Genomic DNA, 19,460 nt, shown 5'->3' with positions numbered 1-19,460 from the left:
TCGCGGACACCCACCGCACCGAACACGACGCACCCATCACCGCAGCCCAGTTGGGCCAGCGCATGGGCGTCGCCCTGCCGGTCGCCACCGCCGCCCTCGCTCAACTCTGAGCCCCGGGCCCACCGACCGCATCACCTCTCACTCAACCTCGCCCGCCCCTGAGCCCGGTTCGTCATGCCCCCGAGCAGCACCAACACGCCTTCCCTCCTGGCTGGTTGCTGCCCGGGGCCGCCCACCCGACAGAAGGGACACGCCCCGAATGGTCACCCTGGACCTGCGCCACGTGGCAAGCCCCGCCGTACGGGACCTGCTCCACCTCGTCAACCAGCCCGACTTCGACCGCGCACAGCAGCAGATCGAACGACTCGGCGGCTGCACCGAACCCGTCCGCCTGACCGGCCAGACGACCACCGTTGATACCGCGACCGGTGAGGTACTGCGCTCCTACGCCTCTTCCGAGGAGCCCACGGGAAGCCTGCTCACCGGGTGCGGGAACCGCCGCGCCTCCCGCTGCCCGGCCTGCTCCCGCCTCTACGCCGCCGACACCTACCACCTCATCCGCGCCGGCCTCTCCGGCGGCAAGACCGTCCCCGACACCGTCCGCACCCACCCCCGCGTCTTCGCCACCCTCACCGCCCCCTCCTTCGGCCCCGTCCACAACCGCCCCGACGCCCGGCCCTGCCGCTGCGGCACCCATCACGAGCCCACGGACCCGCTGCTCGGCACGCCGCTCAACCCGGCGACGTACGACTACACGGGAGCCGTCCTCTTCAACGCCCACGCCGGAGCCTTGTGGGCCCGCTTCACCACCTACCTGCGCCGGGAGCTCGCCACCCGGCTCGGCCTCACCCAGAAGGCCGCCCGCGCCGTGCTGCGGGTGTCCTTCGCCAAGGTCGCCGAGTATCAGAAGCGCGGCCTGGTCCACTTCCACGCAGTGATCCGCCTCGACGGCCCGGACGGCAGCACGCAGCCCCCGCCGTCGTACGCCACCGTCGCCGTGCTCACCGACGCCATCCGCGCCGCCGCACCCCGCGCCCGCATCTCCGTCACCTCGGACGCGATCGGGGAACGCGAACTCACCTGGGGCCAACAGCTCGACGTACGCGAGATCGCCGCCTTCGACACCGACAGCGAACTCACCGACCAGGCAGTCGCCGCCTACGTGGCCAAATACGCCACCAAATCCGCCGACGCCTCCGGCACCCTCGACCACGCCCTGTACTGCCGCCCCTGCCACGGTCGCGGCGCCACCCTCCTGCCCCACGGCACCCCGCTCCCGTGCACTACCTGCGACGGCACCGGACAGGCCCGGCCGCTGCCCCGCCTCGCCGTCGCCCGCCACGTCCGGCAAATGATCCGCACCTGCTGGGAGCTCGGCCGACTGCCGGAGTTCGCCGATCTCAAGCTCTGGAAGTGGGCCCACATGCTCGGCTTCCGGGGCCACTTCTCCACCAAATCCCGCAACTACTCCACCACCCTGGGCGCGCTGCGCGAAGCCCGCCGTTCCTGGCGCACCGAACAGGCCCGCGCCCACGCCGGCCTGCCCAAGTCCGACCCGGCGACCACGCTCGTCGTCGGCCGCTGGGACTACCTCGGCTCGGGCTACAGCCCCGGCGCGGCCCTCCTCGCCGCTGGCATTTGGCATCGCAAGGAACTGGAACGGCAGTTCGCGGCCGAAGGGGGCTGCTGATGGCCTCGCCCCCGCCCACCGTCCTCCACGCGGAGGCGGCACCGGTGCTGGATCTGCTCACGGTGCCCCAGGTCATGGACCGCCTCCAGCTCGGCCGCTCCGCTGTCTACGACCTGCTCCGCAGCGGCCAACTCGCCTCGATCACCCTCGGCCGCGCCCGCCGCATCCCCACCCACGCCCTCACCAACTTCATCCGCACCCGCCTCGAACAGGACACCGCCTGATGACCACGCCTCGCCTCGCTTCGTCCCGCCGCTCCCGCACCCGTGCGAACGGAGACGGGACCGTCTACCAGCGCAAGGACGGAAGGTGGGAGGCCGCCGGATACGTCCTCGCGCCCGGCAACACCCGCAAGCGGGTCCGCGTCTACGGCACCACCCGCAAGGACGCGATGGCCAAGCTCACGGAGAAGATCGCCGCCAGCAACCGCGGCCTCCCCGTCGCGGCGGCCGACAGCACCGTCAGCGCCTACCTCACCTACTGGCTCGACGGTGTCGCCATCCACCACCTGCGGGAGAACACCTACACCCGCTACGCCGCAGCCATCCGCCTCCACATCAACCCCGGCCTCGGCGCCAGGAAGCTCGCCCGGCTCACCACCCGCGACGTCCGGACCCTCCTCGACGGACTCCGCACCACCTGCCAGTGCTGCGCCCAACAACAGGACATGAAGCGACAGCGTTGCTGCGCGATCGGCCAATGCTGCGAAAAGCGACTGTCGCCCCTGACCGTGACGTACGTCCACGCCGTACTCAAGTCCGCTCTGGAACACGCCGTCCGCGAGGACGAACTGCCGCGCAACGTCGCCCGGAACGTCAAGACCGCCACGCCCCGGCCGCGACGCTTCCAGCCCTTCACCACCGCCGAAGCCCGACAGTTCCTCCACCGAGCCAGCAAAGACCGGCTCCACGCCCTGTACGAACTCGCCCTGCGCACCGGACTCCGCAAAGGCGAACTCCTCGGCCTTCACTGGGAAGACCTCGATCTCAACGGCGGAACCGCCACCATCCACCGCTCCCTCCAGCGCACCCGCAGCCAGGGCCTGACCGTCCTGAACACCAAGACCCTCGCCTCCGAACGCCGTATCGCCCTCCCCACCGAGTGCATCAGCTCCCTCAAGATCCACCAGGAACGGCAGCAGGAAGAGCGCCAGACCGCCGGAAAGGGCTGGACGGACAACGACCTCGTCTTCACCACCCCGCAGGGCAAACCGCTCGACCCCACCAACCTCACCCGCCGCTTCCGCCGCCTCCTCCACAACTCAGGACTCCGGACCATCCGCCTCCACGACCTGCGGCACTCGACCGCCACCCTGCTCCTGGAACAGGGCGTCGACCTCGTCGTGATCAAGGAGCTGCTGGGACACGCCCACATCGGCGTGACTGCCGGCGTGTACGCCCACGTACGCCTCCGCCTCCAGCGCCAGGCCATCGACACCCTCGGCAATGCCCTCGGCCCGACCGACACCCCCGACGACTCACCAACCGCAGCCGTCGTCCGCTGACGTTGCCGTCATCGTTGCCGTCAAACGCCAGGATGCCCCTTTCGCCGTCACCCGGGAAAGGGGCATCCTGTTTCGCTCTACGAGCGTACCTATGGGCGAGTTAGCTTTCGTCCAGGAATTGCAAAACCCCTTCAGGCCCACCTGATTCGATGATGCCCTTGAAGGAATCCAGCATCGCCGCCACGCCACCCTTCGGAATGATCACGAGATCGGGGCACTGAAAATATGCCCCTCCGGAACATTCTCCAGTCTCCCGCCAGCGATTCATCACCTGCTCGATTGCGCGCAGCGTCATGAATGTGGCGCTCCATCGCGTCCCGTCCGACAGGCAGAGTTCTGCGTCGACATTCTCGACGGTTTCCTTGTCGTCCTCCGCGCCCAGCATGAAGAGCGCACTGAACTGCTGGTTCTCTACGCGGTAGAGAGGGTCACTGGCCATAGAGCTGGTTCAACCTCGCAATCACCTTGGACTCGTTCGCCTTGTCAGATTTGCCAACGATCTGAATCCCGCCATCGACGTTCCGGAAGAACAGGCGGCCGCCGTTCCTTCCTCGCGCGTAGGTGACATCCGTTCCGGACAACGCCTTACTCCCGAGGCCCGGATTCATATTTCCGCGCGACAGCTGCTGGAACAAGCTGTCCAGGTCAGCCTGAACCTTCTGATTCTTCCCCGCCTGCTGTGCGGCCTTCACCAGCGCCGAGTCCTCGCTAATAGCAGAGGAAATTGTGAGGCAGCCGCTGGAGTTATGAACCAGTACCGGAGTCTCACCCGCCAGCACATAGTACGTGTGCAGGTCATCCACAGTCAGGTTGTAGGTTCGAGCATGCTTGCTGAACGGGCGGTTCCCCGTGACGATCACGGTGTCGCCCTGGTCAGTCAGCAGAGTCATCCCCGGCTGGAGATCTGCTGCCTCGACCCATGCCTGTTCCGACGGGGACCAGAAGGGGTGCTCGAAGGTGGCCGTCAGCACCTCGATGCCGTCGTCCGTTGCTATGGACAGCTTGTTGAAGTGCTTGTCGTGCTCGGTGATGATGAGCTGTGTGACGACACGAGGGCCGGTTTCGCCGGTTTCTGGGTCTGTCGCCAGCACCTTGTCGCCGACTTCGACGTCCTCAATGTTCTTCGTACTTCGGTCGGCCATGAGAACGGCTGTACCAGCGAGGAAGCACTTCGTGCACCCGACTGCCTTCATGCCCTTACTTAGCCGCAAGCCGAAGAAGCCGAGAGACCCACCGGTCGTACCGGTCAGCATCCCAAACTTGTAAAGGTTATTCCGAACGTTGCAAAGCCATTCTGACTCTCCGAAGGCACAAGGGAGGTCGGGAATGCTCTCTGCCACCGGCTGCTGGTGCACTGTTCCGCAGGAACTGGCCGCGGCGTAGACGCAGACTCCGTTCGGAGCCTGATGTACGTACGTCGGGGTGGGCTTCTTAGTCTGCGACCTTTTTGCGTCGGCCGTCGAGTCTGCAGCTACTGCCGGACTTTCCGAACCGCCATGAACGGTCGTTGCGTAGAGAACCTGCCCATCGCGGTCATAGCAATTCTCAGTGGTGCAGCCAGGCCCGTTATCCGGGGTCCAAGCTGTGTCCGGGTTGTTCGCGCTGCAGCCATCGCAGAACAATCCCGAGGGGTCGGAATGACTGACGGGACTACTGTTGCTGTAGGCGTACCCGTTCATCTGAAGCGGGTCTTTGATGTCAATGACCGGGTCAGCCGACAGGAAGCGCCCCGAACTCTGGTCGTACTCCCGGGCACCTATATGGGTCAGGCCGGTGGCCTCGTCATCGATGCCAACGCCAAGGTATGTGCGGCTGTTTGGCCAGGCGGTGGGCTTCGTGCCCCGCACCTCGCCATACGGCTTGAAGGCTCGACGCGTGATGAGCTGGCCGCTCGCCACGTCCACCGACGTGTTGGCCGTGCCCAGGTGGTCGGCGATCAGGACGCTCAGCTTGTGGCCGGTGGTGGCGCCGTTGGTGGTCTTGCGGACCACTGTCGGCGCTCCGGCGTGGGCGTAGGAGCGGGACGCCTCCGTGATCGTGCCCGTCGCGTTCGTCGTCAGTTCCGTCTCGCCCAGGTAGAGGGTCGAGCCGGAGGGGGAGTGCTCCAGGAGGCGGTTGCCGTCGGCGTCGTAGACGTAGGTCGTCTTGACGCCGTCGTCCGTGATGGAGGCGAGTTTGTTGTCGGGGGACCAGTCGAGGGTCTGCGTGGTGTTGTACAGGTCGCGGACCGTCGTGTTGCCGGTGACGTCGTACGTGTACGCGCTTCCCTTGCCGGACGGGGACGAGCTGATCCACGTGTTCGTGTGCGGCTGGGTCATGTATGACGGCGTGGTGCCGTTGCCGGTGGCCGTCTTGCCGTAGCCGTAGGTGAACGTGGTGGTCTTCGTCGGGTCCGCCAGGTCGTGGTCCGTCATCTTGGCCCGGTTGGCGAGCCAGTCGAAGGTGAAGGACTGGCGGTATGCCGTGGCGCTGGTGGACACCGTCGCCGCGTCCGGGGCCGCCGCCGCGAGTGTTGAGGTCAGGGTGGCGTCGGGGCTCGTGTGGTCCGTCTCCGCGTCCGGGGCTTCGGCGACCGGGCCGGACGAGGGTGCGTAGCTGGTGGTGGGGCCCCATGTCGTGCCGTTTGCCGATTTGCAGCCCGTGCCGTTGCCGGTCGGGGTGATGTTCGACGTCCAGGCGTGTACCAACTCGCCCATCACGTCGTAGGTGAAGCACTGGTTGTCCCAGGTGTTGTCACCGAACTGGCGGGCGTTGGAGGTGATCGTGCCGGAGACGTCGTAGGAGTAGTGGCTGTCGGTGATGCGGTGAGGGCCGGCGGTCTCGCGGTCCGACACCGTGCGCTGGAGGCGGCCCGTGTAGGGGTCGATGAAGTTGGTCGTCCAGACGCGGTACGGCTGGGGGGCGGAGACCGTGCGCAGTACCTCGCCGTACGGCGAGTAGGTGACGTCGGTGGTGTACCAGTTCGCGCCGGAGGTCGACTCCGGAAGGCCGTCGCCGTTGTAGCGGGTGACGACCTTCTCGCTCGCCAGGCCGCCCTTCGCGGGCAGGGTGACCGACTGCGGCTTTCCGGTGGGGGTGTACGTGTACGTGGAGGCGTACGTGCCGGACAGGCCCGCCGTCATCGAGTTCGCGGGGATCACCGTCTCGCCTGCCGTGACCCGGTACTCGGAGTCGTAGCCCGTGACGCGGTTGATGTAGTCGCCCGTGGCCGTGTGCCGGATGGAGGCGACGGGCTTGCCGATGCCGCCGGGCGCCGTGTCGTAGGTGTACTCCTTCTCGGGGGTCGCGGTCGTCGATCCCCGCCGCACCTTCAGGACGCGGCCCAGCAGGTCGTATTCGGTGAACGTCTCCTGCTCACGGGCGTTCTTCACACGGTCCGGGCGGTCGGCCTCGTCGTACCCCGTCTCCGTTCGGCCCACATCGGGGTCCGTGGTCGAGGTGACCCGGCCGCGGGCGTCGTAGGTGTACGTCCACGCGTTGCCCGCCGGGTCGGAGACCTTGGCCAGGTTGCCGCGGGCGTCGTACTCGTACCTCGTCCTCCGCCCCTCCGGCGCCGACGGCGCTTCCTTGGTGTAGTGCTTGAGTGAGGTGACCCGTCCCAGCGCGTCGTACTCCGTCCACGTTGTCGGGATCGTGGAACCGGGCGGGTTGACCCACGTGCCGGTGTCGCCGTGGTTGGTGTACGTGGCGTACTTGTAGTGACCGCCTTGGTAGACCGACGCCCGGTACTCGCGCTCCAAGCCGTCGTAGCGGTGCTTGGTCCAGGTGGGGATCAGCGTCTTCGACTTGGGGGCGAAGAGTTCCTGGGTCGGCTCGCCCTTCGCGAGGTACGCGCCGGTCTTCTCGTAGACCAGGCCGTGGTCGTTGTAGCGGGTGTCCACGACGATCCTGCCCGGGCCGTGGGCCTCGGCCTGGGTCTGGACCTCGCGGCCCAGGCCGTCGTAGACGACGACCTGACGGGAGTAACCGCCGTCGTCCTTGATGGTCTCGGTGGTCACCGCGGCCGGGCGGTTCGTGCTGCTGGTGGCGACCGCCGAGTGGTACGTGAACTTCACGTTGGGGGAGGCCCCGCCGGAGCGGGACGGGGACCATGCCTTCACCAGGCGGCCGAGTGCGTCGTACTCGAGGCGCGCCACGCGGGTGTTGGGGTCCGTCACCGTGAGGGCCAGGGCGCGGCCGGGGTCGTATGTCGTCGTGGTGGCGTGGCCCAGGGCGTTGATCGCCTTGACGGATGTGACCGGGCCACCGGTGTCACCCGGCGTGTACTGGGTCTCCGTGGTGCCGACGCCCGGAGCCGTGACCTTGCGGGTACGGCCGAACGGGTCGTAGGTCGTCGTGGTGACGAGGGAGTACGACGTTCCCGCGCCGTCGATCTGGGCCTGGGAGGTGAGAAGGCCCTTGGTCGGCGTCGCCCCGTGTGCCAGGCCATCGTAGGAGTTGCGGACGGCCGACTTCAGCTGGGTCGCCGGGTCAGCAGTGTCGTGGTTGGCGCAGGACGTGCCGGTCGTGCGCTGTTCCTTCGGCAGGCCGATCAGCCAGGCCGAGGTGTTGTGCACATACGTCGTCTTCGTGCACGTCCGGTCGGACAGGGCCTCCCCCGTGCCGCTGGGCTTGACGACCGCCGTCTCCTCCTGGACCGGCAGGCCGTAGGTGTCGTCGACCTCTGTGCGCGTGCGCACGGCGCGCCAACTGGTGCCGTCCTTCTGAATGCGGTCCGTCCGCTCTATGCCGACGCGGTGCCCGAGAAGGGGATCGGCGGCCGTCCCGTCCTCGTTCTCGCGTGAACGGGAGGCAGTCTGCTTGGACCACGGGAAGTTCAGTGTCCGCTCATGGACGGTGCGGTCGGAGTCGCGGTAGGTGATGGTCTCCGCCGTCATGCCCGCGTACTGCGGCGCGTCGTCCGCCGCCAGGGTGTGCGTGTTGGTGGAGTCCTTCACCACGCCGCCGGTCCCCAGGAAGTACCGGGTCACGGAGAGAGACTGGGATTGAAGCTGCCCCGGCTGCGGCACGATCTTGCTGCCCTTGTAGGCGGAGACCTCCCGGTAGCCGCGCCAGTCGCTGTACGTCCGCAGCGCGGGGCGGGTGAACTCGTCGTCGCTCTTGGCCCAGGCGGCTCCCTCGTGCTCGTACTTCGTGATGACCGGCTTGCCGTGCGAGGTGACCTTGTCGGTCTCCGTCACCGAGGTGACGACGTACTTGTTGAACCAGGCCTTCGCGGGTGTCCGCTCGTCCCCGTCCGGTGACCAGCGGACCGGGTAGCAGGTGCCGTTGTTCTTGCCCTTGTCCGTAGCGGGCTCAGTCGCGCAGCCGCCCCCGTACTGCACCTCTATGTCGCCGCCCGTCTCCGTGGAGACGGTGCCGATACGGGGGCGGGTGAAGCCGGGCCGTTGGTCACCGGCGCCGGTGGTCACCAGGTTGGGCAGTTGGTGGTCCTTCAGGCGGGCCCGCAGCGGTGAGCCGGAGCCCACCGTGTACGGGGCGAAGCTGATGCCGTCCTTGGACTGGAGGGTGCCCGTGGTGTCGCCCGGGGCGTAGCCGGTGCGGGTGACGGAGTTCAGCCAGAGTCCGGGGGAGGTGTCGTACCAGTCCGCCGGGAAGGACTGGCGCAGCGTGTACTTGTCGACCAGGCCCAGGCCGGTCTGGCCTGCGCGTGCTGCTCTCGTCGTCACCGTGTCCAGGCGCATCTGCGTCCAGAAGGACGGGAAGGCCGGGCAGAGCTTGGACGTGGCCTTGCAGTTGAGGTTGCCGGGGGTGTCCCACCAGGGCCGGTAGGCGCCCGGGTCGTCGGTCTTGGCGAAGTTGGCGGCGTCGCAGGCGGTCTCCGACTTGAGGCAGCGCTGCTTGACGTTGAAGGTGACGGTCGCGGACGGGGTGGTGAGGTCCGCGGACCGCATGCCGTACTCGATGGACGTCGGGTAGGCATAGCGGTCGTACTGCTCGGGCGACTTGAACTTCTTGCGCACGGCGTAGTAGTTCGTCTCCTGCTTCCAGTTGACGACCATCGCGTTGCCGTGGACGTCGACGACCTTGTCCAGGCCCCAGCGCCAGGCCTGCTGCTGACCGGTGCCGCAGCGGGAGGCGGCGAAGGTGCTGGCGTGGCAGGGCTCGCCCGGGTGGTTGCCGAAGACGGGGACGGTGGAGACGGAGTTCGTGTTGGCGTGACCGCCGCCCACGCTGTTCTGGCCGTAGTAGTACTTGATGCCGTCCCGTGTCGTGACAATCCAGTACTCGCCGTTGTTGTCCGCGTTGGTGCCGCCCGTGCGGTGCTCGACGCGCGTGCCGTCGTCCTGCTGAGGGCGGTAGACCTCCGTCGCCGTCTCGGGGTTGCCGTCCGCGCCGGGCACCCGAACCAGCTCCGTGGTCTTGCCATTCAGGGACATCACGGCATTGGCCGACACCCAGCAGAAGTCGGAGGTCTTGTCCGCCTTGGCGGTGTTGTTGGGCGTACCGGAGCTGAGTGTCTTGCGGTCGTCCTGGCAGGGGCGGTAGCGGCGCTCGATGTATCCGGGGTCGTAGTTCCAGCCCTCACCGATCCAGGACGCCTGCGGGGAGGCGACGCCGGTGCGGCCGTCCACGGTCTGGGAGCTGTAGCCGAAGGTGATCGCCGGGGCGGGGCCCGCGGGCGGGGGTGGGACGACGAGGGGGTACGACCAGGTGAAGGCGCCGGACGAGCCGCCCGCCTCCCACTTTCCGTCCGAGGCGAGCGGCGTCGCCTTGAAGGTGCCGCCCGCGCCACCGCCCGAGTCGACGGCGCCGACGACGGCCTTGGAGCCGGAGGCCGCGGCAGGCGCCGCCGTTGACGTCCGGTACGACGCCTGGACCACACCGGAGCCGCGGTCAGCCGTCGACGCCGACGCGGCCGGGGTCACACCGCCCTGCGCCGCCGGGTCCACCGTCGCGGTGACGGACGCGGATGCGGCGTCGTTGGCCGTCTCCAGTTCCTCGTACGTCTGGCAGGCCTCGTCGTCCGGCGTGTCCAGGTAGCAGTCGGGGAACTGGACCAGCCGTAGGCGGGAGGCCCAGTCGGCGCCGTAGAGGCTCTTGAACTTGGAGTAGTCCAGCCTGACCGAGACCGGTACCGAGCCAGTGTCCGGACCCTGCACCACCATGACGGCGCCGTCGACACCCTGACTGACCGTGGAGGTGCGGTCGGGGATGGTGACCTGCCAAGTTCCCGTCGGCGCGGGCTGGTCGGGTGCCTGGCCGAGGCTGACAGGCAGGGTGCCGACCGGGGTGGCGGCCGTGGCGACTCCGCTGCGCAGGGAGGCCGTGCTCACCGAGGATCCGAAGGTGACCGTGCCCGTCACGTTCGACGGCGGGTTCACCGTCCCCGACGGCGCCTGCACCAGATCCTCGGGGACGTCCGCGCGCAGGGACTCCAGGTCCTGGCTGAACGCATCACCCGCGATGGGCTTCTCCTGGACCAGTTCCTCAAGGGCCAGCGTCTCCCGGCCGACCTCCGCCTGAGCCGGGTCGGGTGGCAGGGCCAGTGACTGGGTGGGAAGCAGTCCCACCAACAGTGCGGCGGCCGCGGCGGGCACGGCTGCGCGCGTGACGTTACGACGGACATGCGAGAGTCGGCCGAACACGGCGGGGTCCCCCCGGACCACTCGGAGCGGGACCGGTGACGGACCACGCGCGGCGATGTATCAGATGCCGGAGATTCTGTGACGGGACTGTGAAGGAACGCCAGAGCTGCCAAAAGCTTGTGATCAGCGTCACGGTACGTAACGACTCGTTACGCTGCGAAAGCTGTGAAAGCTGGGAGTCGCTCCAATAGGATCGCTCATGCCGCTTTTCACGCTATGGACACAAACCCGCGTCATCCGTCTCACAGTGATCGCCAAGGCAGCCCAACTTGGGCCGATTTGAGCATGTTTCGGCGTCCGGTCCGCCCGGCGGGCGTCGCGTCCCACAGGCCGCCGACCCATGCCCCGGGCGGCCGAGCGGCACGTTCCACCCCGCCTTCACGCAAACCCCACAGGATGACGACAGCTCCTTCATGGGCCATCATCAGCTCGCCTCGCCATGCCCTCGCCATGGCTGGCGAAGGCCTCGGCAATGGGCCACGCAGCCCTGTCGCCGGTCCACTGGGGGGAAGGGGAACTCGCCCGATGACGCGCAACTGGCGCCGCGGACCCGGCCGTCGGGCCACCGCGGTGCTCCTCGCATCCGCGGTCGCCGCGACCGGCATCGTCTACGCCGGGTTCCGTCTCGACGAAGGTTCGGGAAGCGAGGACAGCGCCCGCGGCCGGCCCACCCGGCCCGTCACCGAGGCTGCCGCCATCACCCGAGCCGCCCATACGGGCAAGGCAGTGGAGGTGACCGCCGCACGCACCGCGGACTCCACCACCTGGGCCCGACCCGACGGTCTGATGATGAAGCGGCTGTACGCCTCGCCGGTCCGGGCCAAGGTGGACGGCGAGTGGAAGAAGATCGACCCGAGTCTGCGGCGTACGAAGGCCGGATGGGAGCCGAGGGCCACCAACACCCGCATGGTCTTCTCGACCGGATCCGGCGGCGGGGCCGAGCAGCGGGCCTCGCGGAGCACGGTGCGGCGGGTCTCCCTGGTGAAGGGGGCGGCGGAGGACAGCGGAAGCCCTCTGGTCACGCTCTACGTCGACGGCGGGCTGCACGCGATCCAGCTCACCTGGCCGGGCCCCGTCCCCACGCCGATCATCCAGGACAACCGCGCGCTGTACCCGGAGATCCTCCCCGGCGCGGACCTGGTGCTCACAGCGGACGACGACGGTTTCGCGCAGTTGCTCGTGCTGAAGAACCGCCAAGCGGCCTCCGACCCGCGCGTGCAGCAACTCGTCTACGGCATCCAGTCGTCCACGCTCACCTTCCGCCTCGACCCGGTCTCCGGCATCGTCACCGCCGAGGACGCCTACGGCGACGAGGTGGCCATGTCGCCCACGCCGCTGATGTGGGACAGCACCGGCGTGCCAGCGGTGACCGACGGCGGAGTGGGGGCGACGGCCCAGCCGACGGCGTCGGAAACCCCGGGCCCCACGGACTCGCCCAGCCCCTCCCCCGGCGACAGCGGGAGCCCCAGTCCCGCCGAGGAGATCGAGTCGGACGAGCAGAGCGACACCGACGTGGAGGATCTGCCCTCGGCCACCGACGGCCCCGAGCCTTCGCTCTCCGAGTCCCCGTTGCCCTCCGTGCCGCCCGAGCCGACCCCCGCCCCCTCGCAGACGGGGCCTTCGAGCACCCTGGGGCTGCCCTCCCTCAACGGCCCCTCCCCCGACTCCCGCGGCGAACTGGTCGAGCCCGAACTGGCGGCGGGACAGTGGACCCTCACTCCCGACCAGGCGTTCCTCCAGGACCCCGCGACGACCTACCCCGTCTTCATCGACCCCTCGGTCAAGAAGCACGTCCAGAACTGGACCACCGCCTACAACCGGCACCCCAACGCGACGTTCTACAACGGCCGGGGATTCAATCCGGGAGGCACGCACGAGGCCCGCGTCGGCTTCGAGTCCGACACCTGGGGCACCTCGCGGTCCTTCTTCACCATCGACTTCGACTCCTCCCTCAAGGGAACGAAGATCGTCAAGGCGAAGCTGCGCATGCTGGAGACCTACTCCTGGTCGTGCAGCGCGCGTTCGATGAGCGTGCACCTCACCGGTCGTATCAACTCCCACACCAACTGGAAGAACGCCCCCAAGCTCCACGACGGCAACAGGCTGGCCACCAAGAGCTTCGCGCACGGCTACAAGTCGGGGTGCCGGGACGCCTACGAGACGTTCGACGTCAAGAGCGGTGTGCAGAAGGCCGCCGACCGGGGGAACGGCACGATCACCTTCGGTCTGCGCGCCCGTGACGAGAAGTCGCAGTACGCCTGGAAGAAGTTCCAGGCCAACGGTGAGCACGGCCCCGTTCTCGAGTTGTACTACAACCGCGCGCCCTCCATCGTCTCGGGCTCACTGGACCTGGGCCCCGACGCCAAGTGCACGACCTCGAAGCCGTACGCGCGCATGGGCGCGGGCAGTCTGACGTTCACCGCCAAGGCCACGGACAAGGACAAGAACCTCGACTACTTCAACTTCGACCTCTGGCCGACAGGCAAGCTGGGCACCACCGGCGACCTGCTGGGCTCGACCGGCTTCGTGTCGGCAGGCGGTGACACGGACACGGCGCTGAGGACGACCCCGGCCTTCTCCACCAGCAGGCTCACCAACGGCACCACGTATTCCTGGCGTGTCCGGGCCGTCGACGACGCGGGCACCACGTCGAAGTGGGCGCCGTCCACGAACCCGTGCCGCTTCGTCCTGGACACCGCCGCCCCACGGCCACCGAAGATCACTTCCACCGACTTCCCGAACGCCGACATCAAGGAGAACGGCTTCGGCAACGACGCCGAGGACTCCAACTGGAGCACCAAGAAGTTCGGCACGCCCGGCTCCTTCACCGTGCAGGCCCGCAACTCGGACGTCGTGCGGTACGAGTACGCGTTCAACGCCCCGGCCTACACCGGTTCCGTGAGCAGGACGGCGGGCACCCCCACGACCACCACCGCGACGATCAGCAACGCCAAGCCCCCGGCCGCCGGACCCAACGTCCTCTACGTGCGCGTCGTCGACGGCGCGGGCAACGTCTCCGAACCGGCGCGGTACTTCTTCTACGTCTCCCCCCGCGACCAGGCGGACAAGCCCGGCGACTTCACCGGCGACGGGCTCCCCGACCTCATGGCCGTCACCTCGGCGGGCAACCTCGCGCTCTACCCCTCACAGGCCAACCCCGACGTCACCAAGGGCACCGGCGACCTGGACTACTCCATGCCGGGGGCCTACCGGGCGAACCCGGACAAGGATCCCAACGGGGACGACCTGCCACCGTATGTGTCGGCCCCGAGCGGTCACTTCAAGGGTGCCCTCATCTCACACAACGGCGACATCTACGGCGGCGACGGCCTCCAGGACCTCGTCGTCCGGGTCGAGGGCAGGCTCTGGGTCTACCCCGGGGACGGCTACGGCGCGGTCAACACCGATCGGCGCCGCGAGATCATCCTGCCCGCCGGGGCACCCGATCCGGCTGCTCTGACGCAGATCCTGGCCACGGGTGACGTCACGGGCGACGGCCGCACCGACTTCTTCGCCACCGCCGGAAGCGAACTGTGGGCCTTCACCGGCTACCACGGTGCCACGGTGGACCAGGCGGTACGCCTCTTCGTCTCGTCCGCCTGGGTCGACCGGGATCTCGTGAGCGTCTCGGACATCTCCGGTGACGGCGTCGCCGACCTCCTCTTCCGGACCGATCTCTCCGGCAGGCTGGTGCTGCGCAAGGGCATCGCCGCCTCGGGAGGCGGGGTCGACCTGAACTCGCTCGCCACCGCGGCCAACGCGGCCGGTGGCGTCGACTACGAGTACGACGCCACCGTCTGGGCGAAGACCAGCGTCCCCATGCTCATGGGCACTCCGGACGCCAACAACGACGGGATCCCGGACATCTGGTCGATCCGGTCCGACGGCTCGGTGCGGTTCCACGCGGGAAGCAGGACCGTTCTCTCCGGGTCGGGGACCGAGATCATCAAGCCCAAGGACTACTGGTTGACCCGGCTGGCGATCGGATGAGCGGAACGACGACGTGGCCGGGACCCGCCTGGCGAGCGGCGGGCCCCGTCACCTCCACCCGTCCCCCGGCCCCGCACCGCGGTGCCACGGGACTCAGGCCTTCCGGCGCCGGGACCGTCCGTCCGCCCCGCGACCGGCGCTGTTCGCACGGTCGGATCCCGAGCCGTCCGGCCACAGTCGCGGCTTGCGCTTGGCGGCCAGGTCCTCCGCCCAGCCGAACCAGACGATGCAGCCGCCGACGAGGATCCAGGTGAGGGCGAGGGTGGGCCAGGGCGATTCGAGGAGCCAGGGAACGTTCGTCTCCAGCACCTCGTACTCCCAGAGGTGGTCCAGGATCGTCGCGGCGGTGAGGATGCAGATGTTGTGCCAGAGGTAGACGGTGACGGCGCGGGAGTTGAGGAGGGTGATGAAGCCGTCCCAGCGGCGGAGCCAACCTGGCCAGTCGGTCCAGCTCGGGCTGATGTGCAGGAGGAGCAGGACCGTGCCGAAGGACCAGATGGCCTGGGCGAGGGGGATGGAGTCCAGGTCGTGGCCGGTCTCGAAGCCCTGGCGCACCGCGTACCACAGGCCCAGGAGGGCGATCAGCGGGGCGACGGAGGGGATGACGTAGCGGGGGAGGCGCTTCAGGATGCCTTCCCGGTGGGCCATGCCGAGGATCCAGCAGGCGCCGAAGGTGCTGAAGTCCTCGACCGCGGAGGGGAACCGCTCCCCGGGCAGTTCCACGTAGCCGTGGTTGACGGCGTACGACAGGGCGAGGGGGAAGAGGAGGGTCGCCCACGGCAGCGCGCGCAGGGCCCGCAGGAGGAACGGGGAGAGCAGCACCAGCCAGAGGTAGGCGCGGATGTACCACAGCGGGCCCGCGAGTTCCGAGGCCCAGTCCTCGCCGATGACACCGCGCACCCCGGCCAGCCCTTCGGCGTACGGCGGGTCGCTGAGCGGCAGGATCCAGAAGGTGAGGTGGAGCCACCACCAGCCGGGGTGTCCGTCGTCGTCGGGGCCCCAGCCCTGGAGCAGCATGCCCGTCACGCCGATCGCGCCGAGCAGCCACAGCGGGGGCAGCAGGCGGCGCATCCGGCCTCGGACCACCTGGAGGGCGGGGCGTTTGAGGGAGCGGGTCATCAGGCTGCCCGCCAAGGCGAACATGACGCCTATGGAGGGGAACACCAAGGGGAGCCAGGCCCAGCCCGTGAGGTGGTAGAGGACCACGCGGAAGAGAGCCAGGGCGCGGAGGAAGTCGAAGTAGCGGTCGCGGACCGGGCCGCTCCGGGGGGCGGAAGCGGGTTGAACCAGGTCGTCCGGTTTGGTGAGGGCGTACGAAGTGGCCGTGTTCTGCCGCGAGGCCGTCCAGGGGGTGCTCATGCGACCGGCCTTCCGTCGAGCGCGCGTTCACGGGCGTCCGACGTCGGGGGCGGCGCGCCGACCACGCCCGTCCGGCGGAGCTTCTGCCAACGGAGACGGCCGCCGGTGAGGGCCGTGATCCAGGACTGCAGCAGGACCACGTACATCAGCTGGCGGTAGAGGATCTGCTGGAGCGGGAGGGAGATCAGGTGGGTCATCTTCTCGCGGTCCAGGCGGAAGGCGTACGCCGCGCAGACCGCCTGGATGAGCAGGACGCCGAGCCACGCCATGATCGTCTTCTGGGTCGGGCCGAAGATGAGGCCGTAGAGGAGGAAGACGTCGATCAGGGGGGCCAGGAGGGGGGCCAGGACCATGAAGAGGGAGACCAGCGGGAGGCCTACGCGGCCGAAGCGGCCGGAGGGGCCCCGGTCGATCAGGGCGCGGCGGTGCTTCCAGATGGCCTGCATGGTGCCGTAGGACCAGCGGTAGCGCTGGGACCAGAGCTGTTGGACGGTCTCCGGGGCCTCGGTCCAGGCGCGGGCGTTCTCCGCGTAGACGACGCGCCAGCCGTCCCGGTGGAGGGCCATGGTGACGTCGGTGTCCTCGGCGAGGGTGTCCTCGCTCATGCCGCCGACGCGTTGCAGGGCCGAGCGGCGGAAGGCGCCGACCGCGCCGGGGATCGTCGGCATGCAGCGCAGGACGTCGTACATACGGCGGTCGAGGTTGAAGCCCATCACGTACTCGATGTGCTGCCAGGCGCCGATGAGCGTGTCCCGGTTGCCGACCTTGGCGTTGCCCGCGACGGCGCCCACGCGCGGGTCGCCGAAGGGCTGGACGAGTTCGCGGACGGTGGCCGGTTCGAAGACGGTGTCGCCGTCCATCATCACGACGATGTCGTGGCTGGCGTTGGCCAGGCCGCGGTTGAGGGCCGCCGGTTTGCCCGCGTTCAACTGGCGGACCACCCGGACGTTGGGGACCCCCATCGCCTCCACGATCCGCGCCGTGCCGTCCGTCGAACCGTCGTCGATGACGATGATCTCGATGGGGTGTTCGCTCGCCATGAGCGAACGGACCGTGTTCTCGATGCACTTGGCCTCGTTGTACGCCGGGACCAGGACCGATACCGGTTCCGTGACCCGCGGGCCCCAGCTGAAGCCCTTGCGGCGCACCTTGTGCGCGTGCGCGGCCGAGAGTACGAGCATCAGCACGAAGCGGCCGATCACCAGCGAACCGATGACCGCCAGGCCCACCACCAGGCCGCTGGTGATGTTCTCCGAGGCCTGGACCAGGAAGATCCACGCCGCGCCCTTCCAGCGGTCGAGGCCGGTGACCGGGGTGTGCGCGCTGGGGGCGTTCAGGGCCTCGGTGAGGTTCTGGAACCTGTAGCCCTCGGCCTTCAGGTCGGGCAGCATCCGGTCAAGGGCCGCCACGGTCTGCGAGCGGTCGCCGCCCGAGTCGTGCATCAGGACGATCGCGCCCTCGCCGCCCTTGGGCGCGGCCTTCTCGATGATCTTCGCGACGCCCGGCCTGCGCCAGTCCTCGCTGTCGGTGTTGTTGAGGACGGTGATGTAGCCGCGCGAGCCGATGTACTCGGTCACCGGCCAGGACTTGTTGTCCATCGCGCCGGAGAAGGAGGAGTACGGCGGGCGGAAAAGCGATGTGCGGATGCCCGCCGCGCCCGATATCGCCAGCTGGTTCTGCGACAGCTCCCAGTCGATGCGCTGCTTGGACTGGTAGGAGAGGTCGGGGTGGTTGAAGGTGTGCAGGCCTATCTCGTGGCCCTCGTCCACCATCCGCTTGACCAGGTCCGGGTGACGGGAGGCCATGGTGCCGGTGACGAAGAAGACGGCGTGCGCGTCGTACTTCTTCAGCACGTCCAGGACCTTCGGGGTCCACTGCGGGTCCGGGCCGTCGTCGAACGTCAGGACCAGGCGGTGGTCCGGCACGCTCAGGCTGCCGGTGCGTCCGCCGCGGGTGTCCAGGACCGGGTCGCCCCTGAGGATCTCCTGCGGGACCTTGTCGTTGGCGGCGGGCGGGCGGACACGGTGGTCGGCCAGGATCTCGCTGTGCACATAGCCGCGCAGCATGAGCATCGCCATCAGGGCGACCAGGACGAGCGAGGGCAGCAGAAAGCGCAGGGGCACGCGTCGGCGGGAGCCGTCGGGCGCTCCTGACCGTGCGGCCCCTCGACGGCGGGTGGTGCGGATTGCCATCAGAGGACGTACTCCGGGGAGGAGGGGGAGAAAGCGGAGAGCGGGGAGAGCGGGGAGGTCGCGAGGGTGATCGAGGCTTCGGACGAGTCGGCCGGGGTCGCCTTCTCGTTCTCTGCGGCCTGTGTTCCGTCCGCCGGGGCGACCGCCACGCTGTCCGTGTCCAGGCCGGTGGTGTCGCCGCCGCCCGTGCCCTCGCCCGAGGTCTCGGTCGGGTCGGGGTCGGGCGCGGTGTCGGTGGGCTCCGGGCCGGTGGGGCCGTCGGTGGCCGTCGGGTCGGAGGTGGCGGTCGAACCGCCGCCCGGCCCGGTCACTCCGGTGCCCGGCCTGGTGGGGTTCGTGGCCGTCGGGTCCGGGTCGGTGGTGGCGGTGGCGCCCGGTTCCCCCTCCGTGTCCGAGGTGCCGGGCGCGACACCCGACACCTCCGGCGACACCGAGGCCTCGCCGCTGGCGTCGGGGCTGGCGCCGGGGTCGGCGCTGTCGGAGCCGGAGGGCCGTGCCGAGTCGGTGGGCAGCAGCGGGCTGTCGACCTGGCCAGCGGGCTGGTCGCCCTTCTGTTCCGGCACGGGCAGCCAGGGGGCGTGGGAGTTGCCGGACAGGAGCGTGGCGACGATGACCATGGCGTAGACCGCGCAGGCCAGGCCCACGAGCATGCCTATGCGGCGGAAGCGGCGGCTGCGGCGGCCCGTCTCGTCGACGAAGACCGGACCGGCGGCGTCCTGGTCGGCGGCGGCCGGAACGCCCGCCACCGCGCTCAGGCGACCGTTGCCTATCTGTATGGCGTCGAGTTGGACGGTGACCTCGTGGGGATCGTGGGTCGCGCCCTCGTCGCCGTCGACGGTCGCGGGCTCCGCCCAGGGGTCGCGCAGAACGGTGGTGTCCGGCCCTCCCGGCGCGGCGACCGCGGGCAGTACCGCCGTCTCCGCGGCTTCGGCCGTCTCGCGCTCCGCCCCGGGCGTACCACGAAGACCCTCGCGTCGACGAACGCCGAACGCGTCGAATCCGGACGTCTCCGGGAGCGCCCTGGTCTTCGCACCATCGGCCCGCATCGATCCCGTAGGGGATGCCGCCTCGGGCCACTCGGGTTGGGCGTCTTCTCGCCACTTGTTCACGCGCGCACTTCCCCCCACGGGACAGTT

Annotated in this window: 9 protein-coding genes; 4 read left to right on the top strand and 5 right to left on the bottom strand. The window is 69.0% G+C overall.

Translation table 11 applies throughout. The features are described 5' to 3' along the window. The first annotated feature begins 259 nt into the window (after positions 1-259). The 3 genes from ACFVQG_RS11825 to ACFVQG_RS11815 are packed head-to-tail and all read left to right on the top strand — an operon-like array spanning position 260 to position 3,194. Positions 260-1,690 (top strand): replication initiator, encoded by a 1,431-nt coding sequence (locus tag ACFVQG_RS11825; RefSeq protein WP_383379980.1) that lies wholly within the window; start codon positions 260-262, stop codon positions 1,688-1,690. Then, on the top strand, positions 1,690-1,914 hold the full coding sequence (locus ACFVQG_RS11820) for a helix-turn-helix domain-containing protein (protein ID WP_383379977.1): 225 nt from the start codon (positions 1,690-1,692) through the stop codon (positions 1,912-1,914). Before ACFVQG_RS11825 ends, ACFVQG_RS11820 begins: the two co-directional genes overlap by 1 nt. Further along, complete coding sequence (locus tag ACFVQG_RS11815; RefSeq protein ID WP_383379974.1) at positions 1,914-3,194, top strand: tyrosine-type recombinase/integrase; 1,281 nt, start codon at positions 1,914-1,916, stop codon at positions 3,192-3,194. Before ACFVQG_RS11820 ends, ACFVQG_RS11815 begins: the two co-directional genes overlap by 1 nt. Positions 3,195-3,294: 100 nt before the next feature. Here ACFVQG_RS11815 and ACFVQG_RS11810 read toward each other — a convergent pair whose 3' ends face one another. Continuing rightward, positions 3,295-3,633 (bottom strand): hypothetical protein, encoded by a 339-nt coding sequence (locus ACFVQG_RS11810; RefSeq protein ID WP_365621564.1) that lies wholly within the window; start codon positions 3,631-3,633, stop codon positions 3,295-3,297. Continuing rightward, complete coding sequence (locus ACFVQG_RS11805) at positions 3,623-10,735, bottom strand: polymorphic toxin-type HINT domain-containing protein (RefSeq protein WP_383379970.1); 7,113 nt, start codon at positions 10,733-10,735, stop codon at positions 3,623-3,625. Before ACFVQG_RS11805 ends, ACFVQG_RS11810 begins: the two co-directional genes overlap by 11 nt. Before the next feature lie 573 nt (positions 10,736-11,308). Between ACFVQG_RS11805 and ACFVQG_RS11800 the strand changes: the two genes are divergently transcribed. After that, entirely contained in the window at positions 11,309-14,773 is a 3,465-nt protein-coding gene (locus ACFVQG_RS11800; protein ID WP_383379967.1) for a DNRLRE domain-containing protein, read from the top strand. A gap of 93 nt (positions 14,774-14,866) precedes the next feature. Here ACFVQG_RS11800 and ACFVQG_RS11795 read toward each other — a convergent pair whose 3' ends face one another. The 3 genes from ACFVQG_RS11795 to ACFVQG_RS11785 are packed head-to-tail and all read right to left on the bottom strand — an operon-like array spanning position 14,867 to position 19,433. After that, complete coding sequence (locus ACFVQG_RS11795) at positions 14,867-16,132, bottom strand: acyltransferase (protein ID WP_383379964.1); 1,266 nt, start codon at positions 16,130-16,132, stop codon at positions 14,867-14,869. Continuing rightward, complete coding sequence (locus ACFVQG_RS11790) at positions 16,129-18,324, bottom strand: glycosyltransferase (protein ID WP_383379962.1); 2,196 nt, start codon at positions 18,322-18,324, stop codon at positions 16,129-16,131. Before ACFVQG_RS11790 ends, ACFVQG_RS11795 begins: the two co-directional genes overlap by 4 nt. Next, positions 18,324-19,433: a hypothetical protein gene (locus ACFVQG_RS11785; RefSeq protein ID WP_383379959.1), complete on the bottom strand. Its 1,110-nt coding sequence runs from the start codon at positions 19,431-19,433 to the stop codon at positions 18,324-18,326. The genes ACFVQG_RS11790 and ACFVQG_RS11785 overlap by 1 nt, the downstream gene beginning before the upstream one ends. Positions 19,434-19,460: the final 27 nt, after the last annotated feature.

This window comes from Streptomyces sp. NPDC057877 (assembly GCF_042796855.1).
Lineage (GTDB): Bacteria > Actinomycetota > Actinomycetes > Streptomycetales > Streptomycetaceae > Streptomyces.
This window is presented reverse-complemented; position numbering and strand designations above follow the sequence as displayed.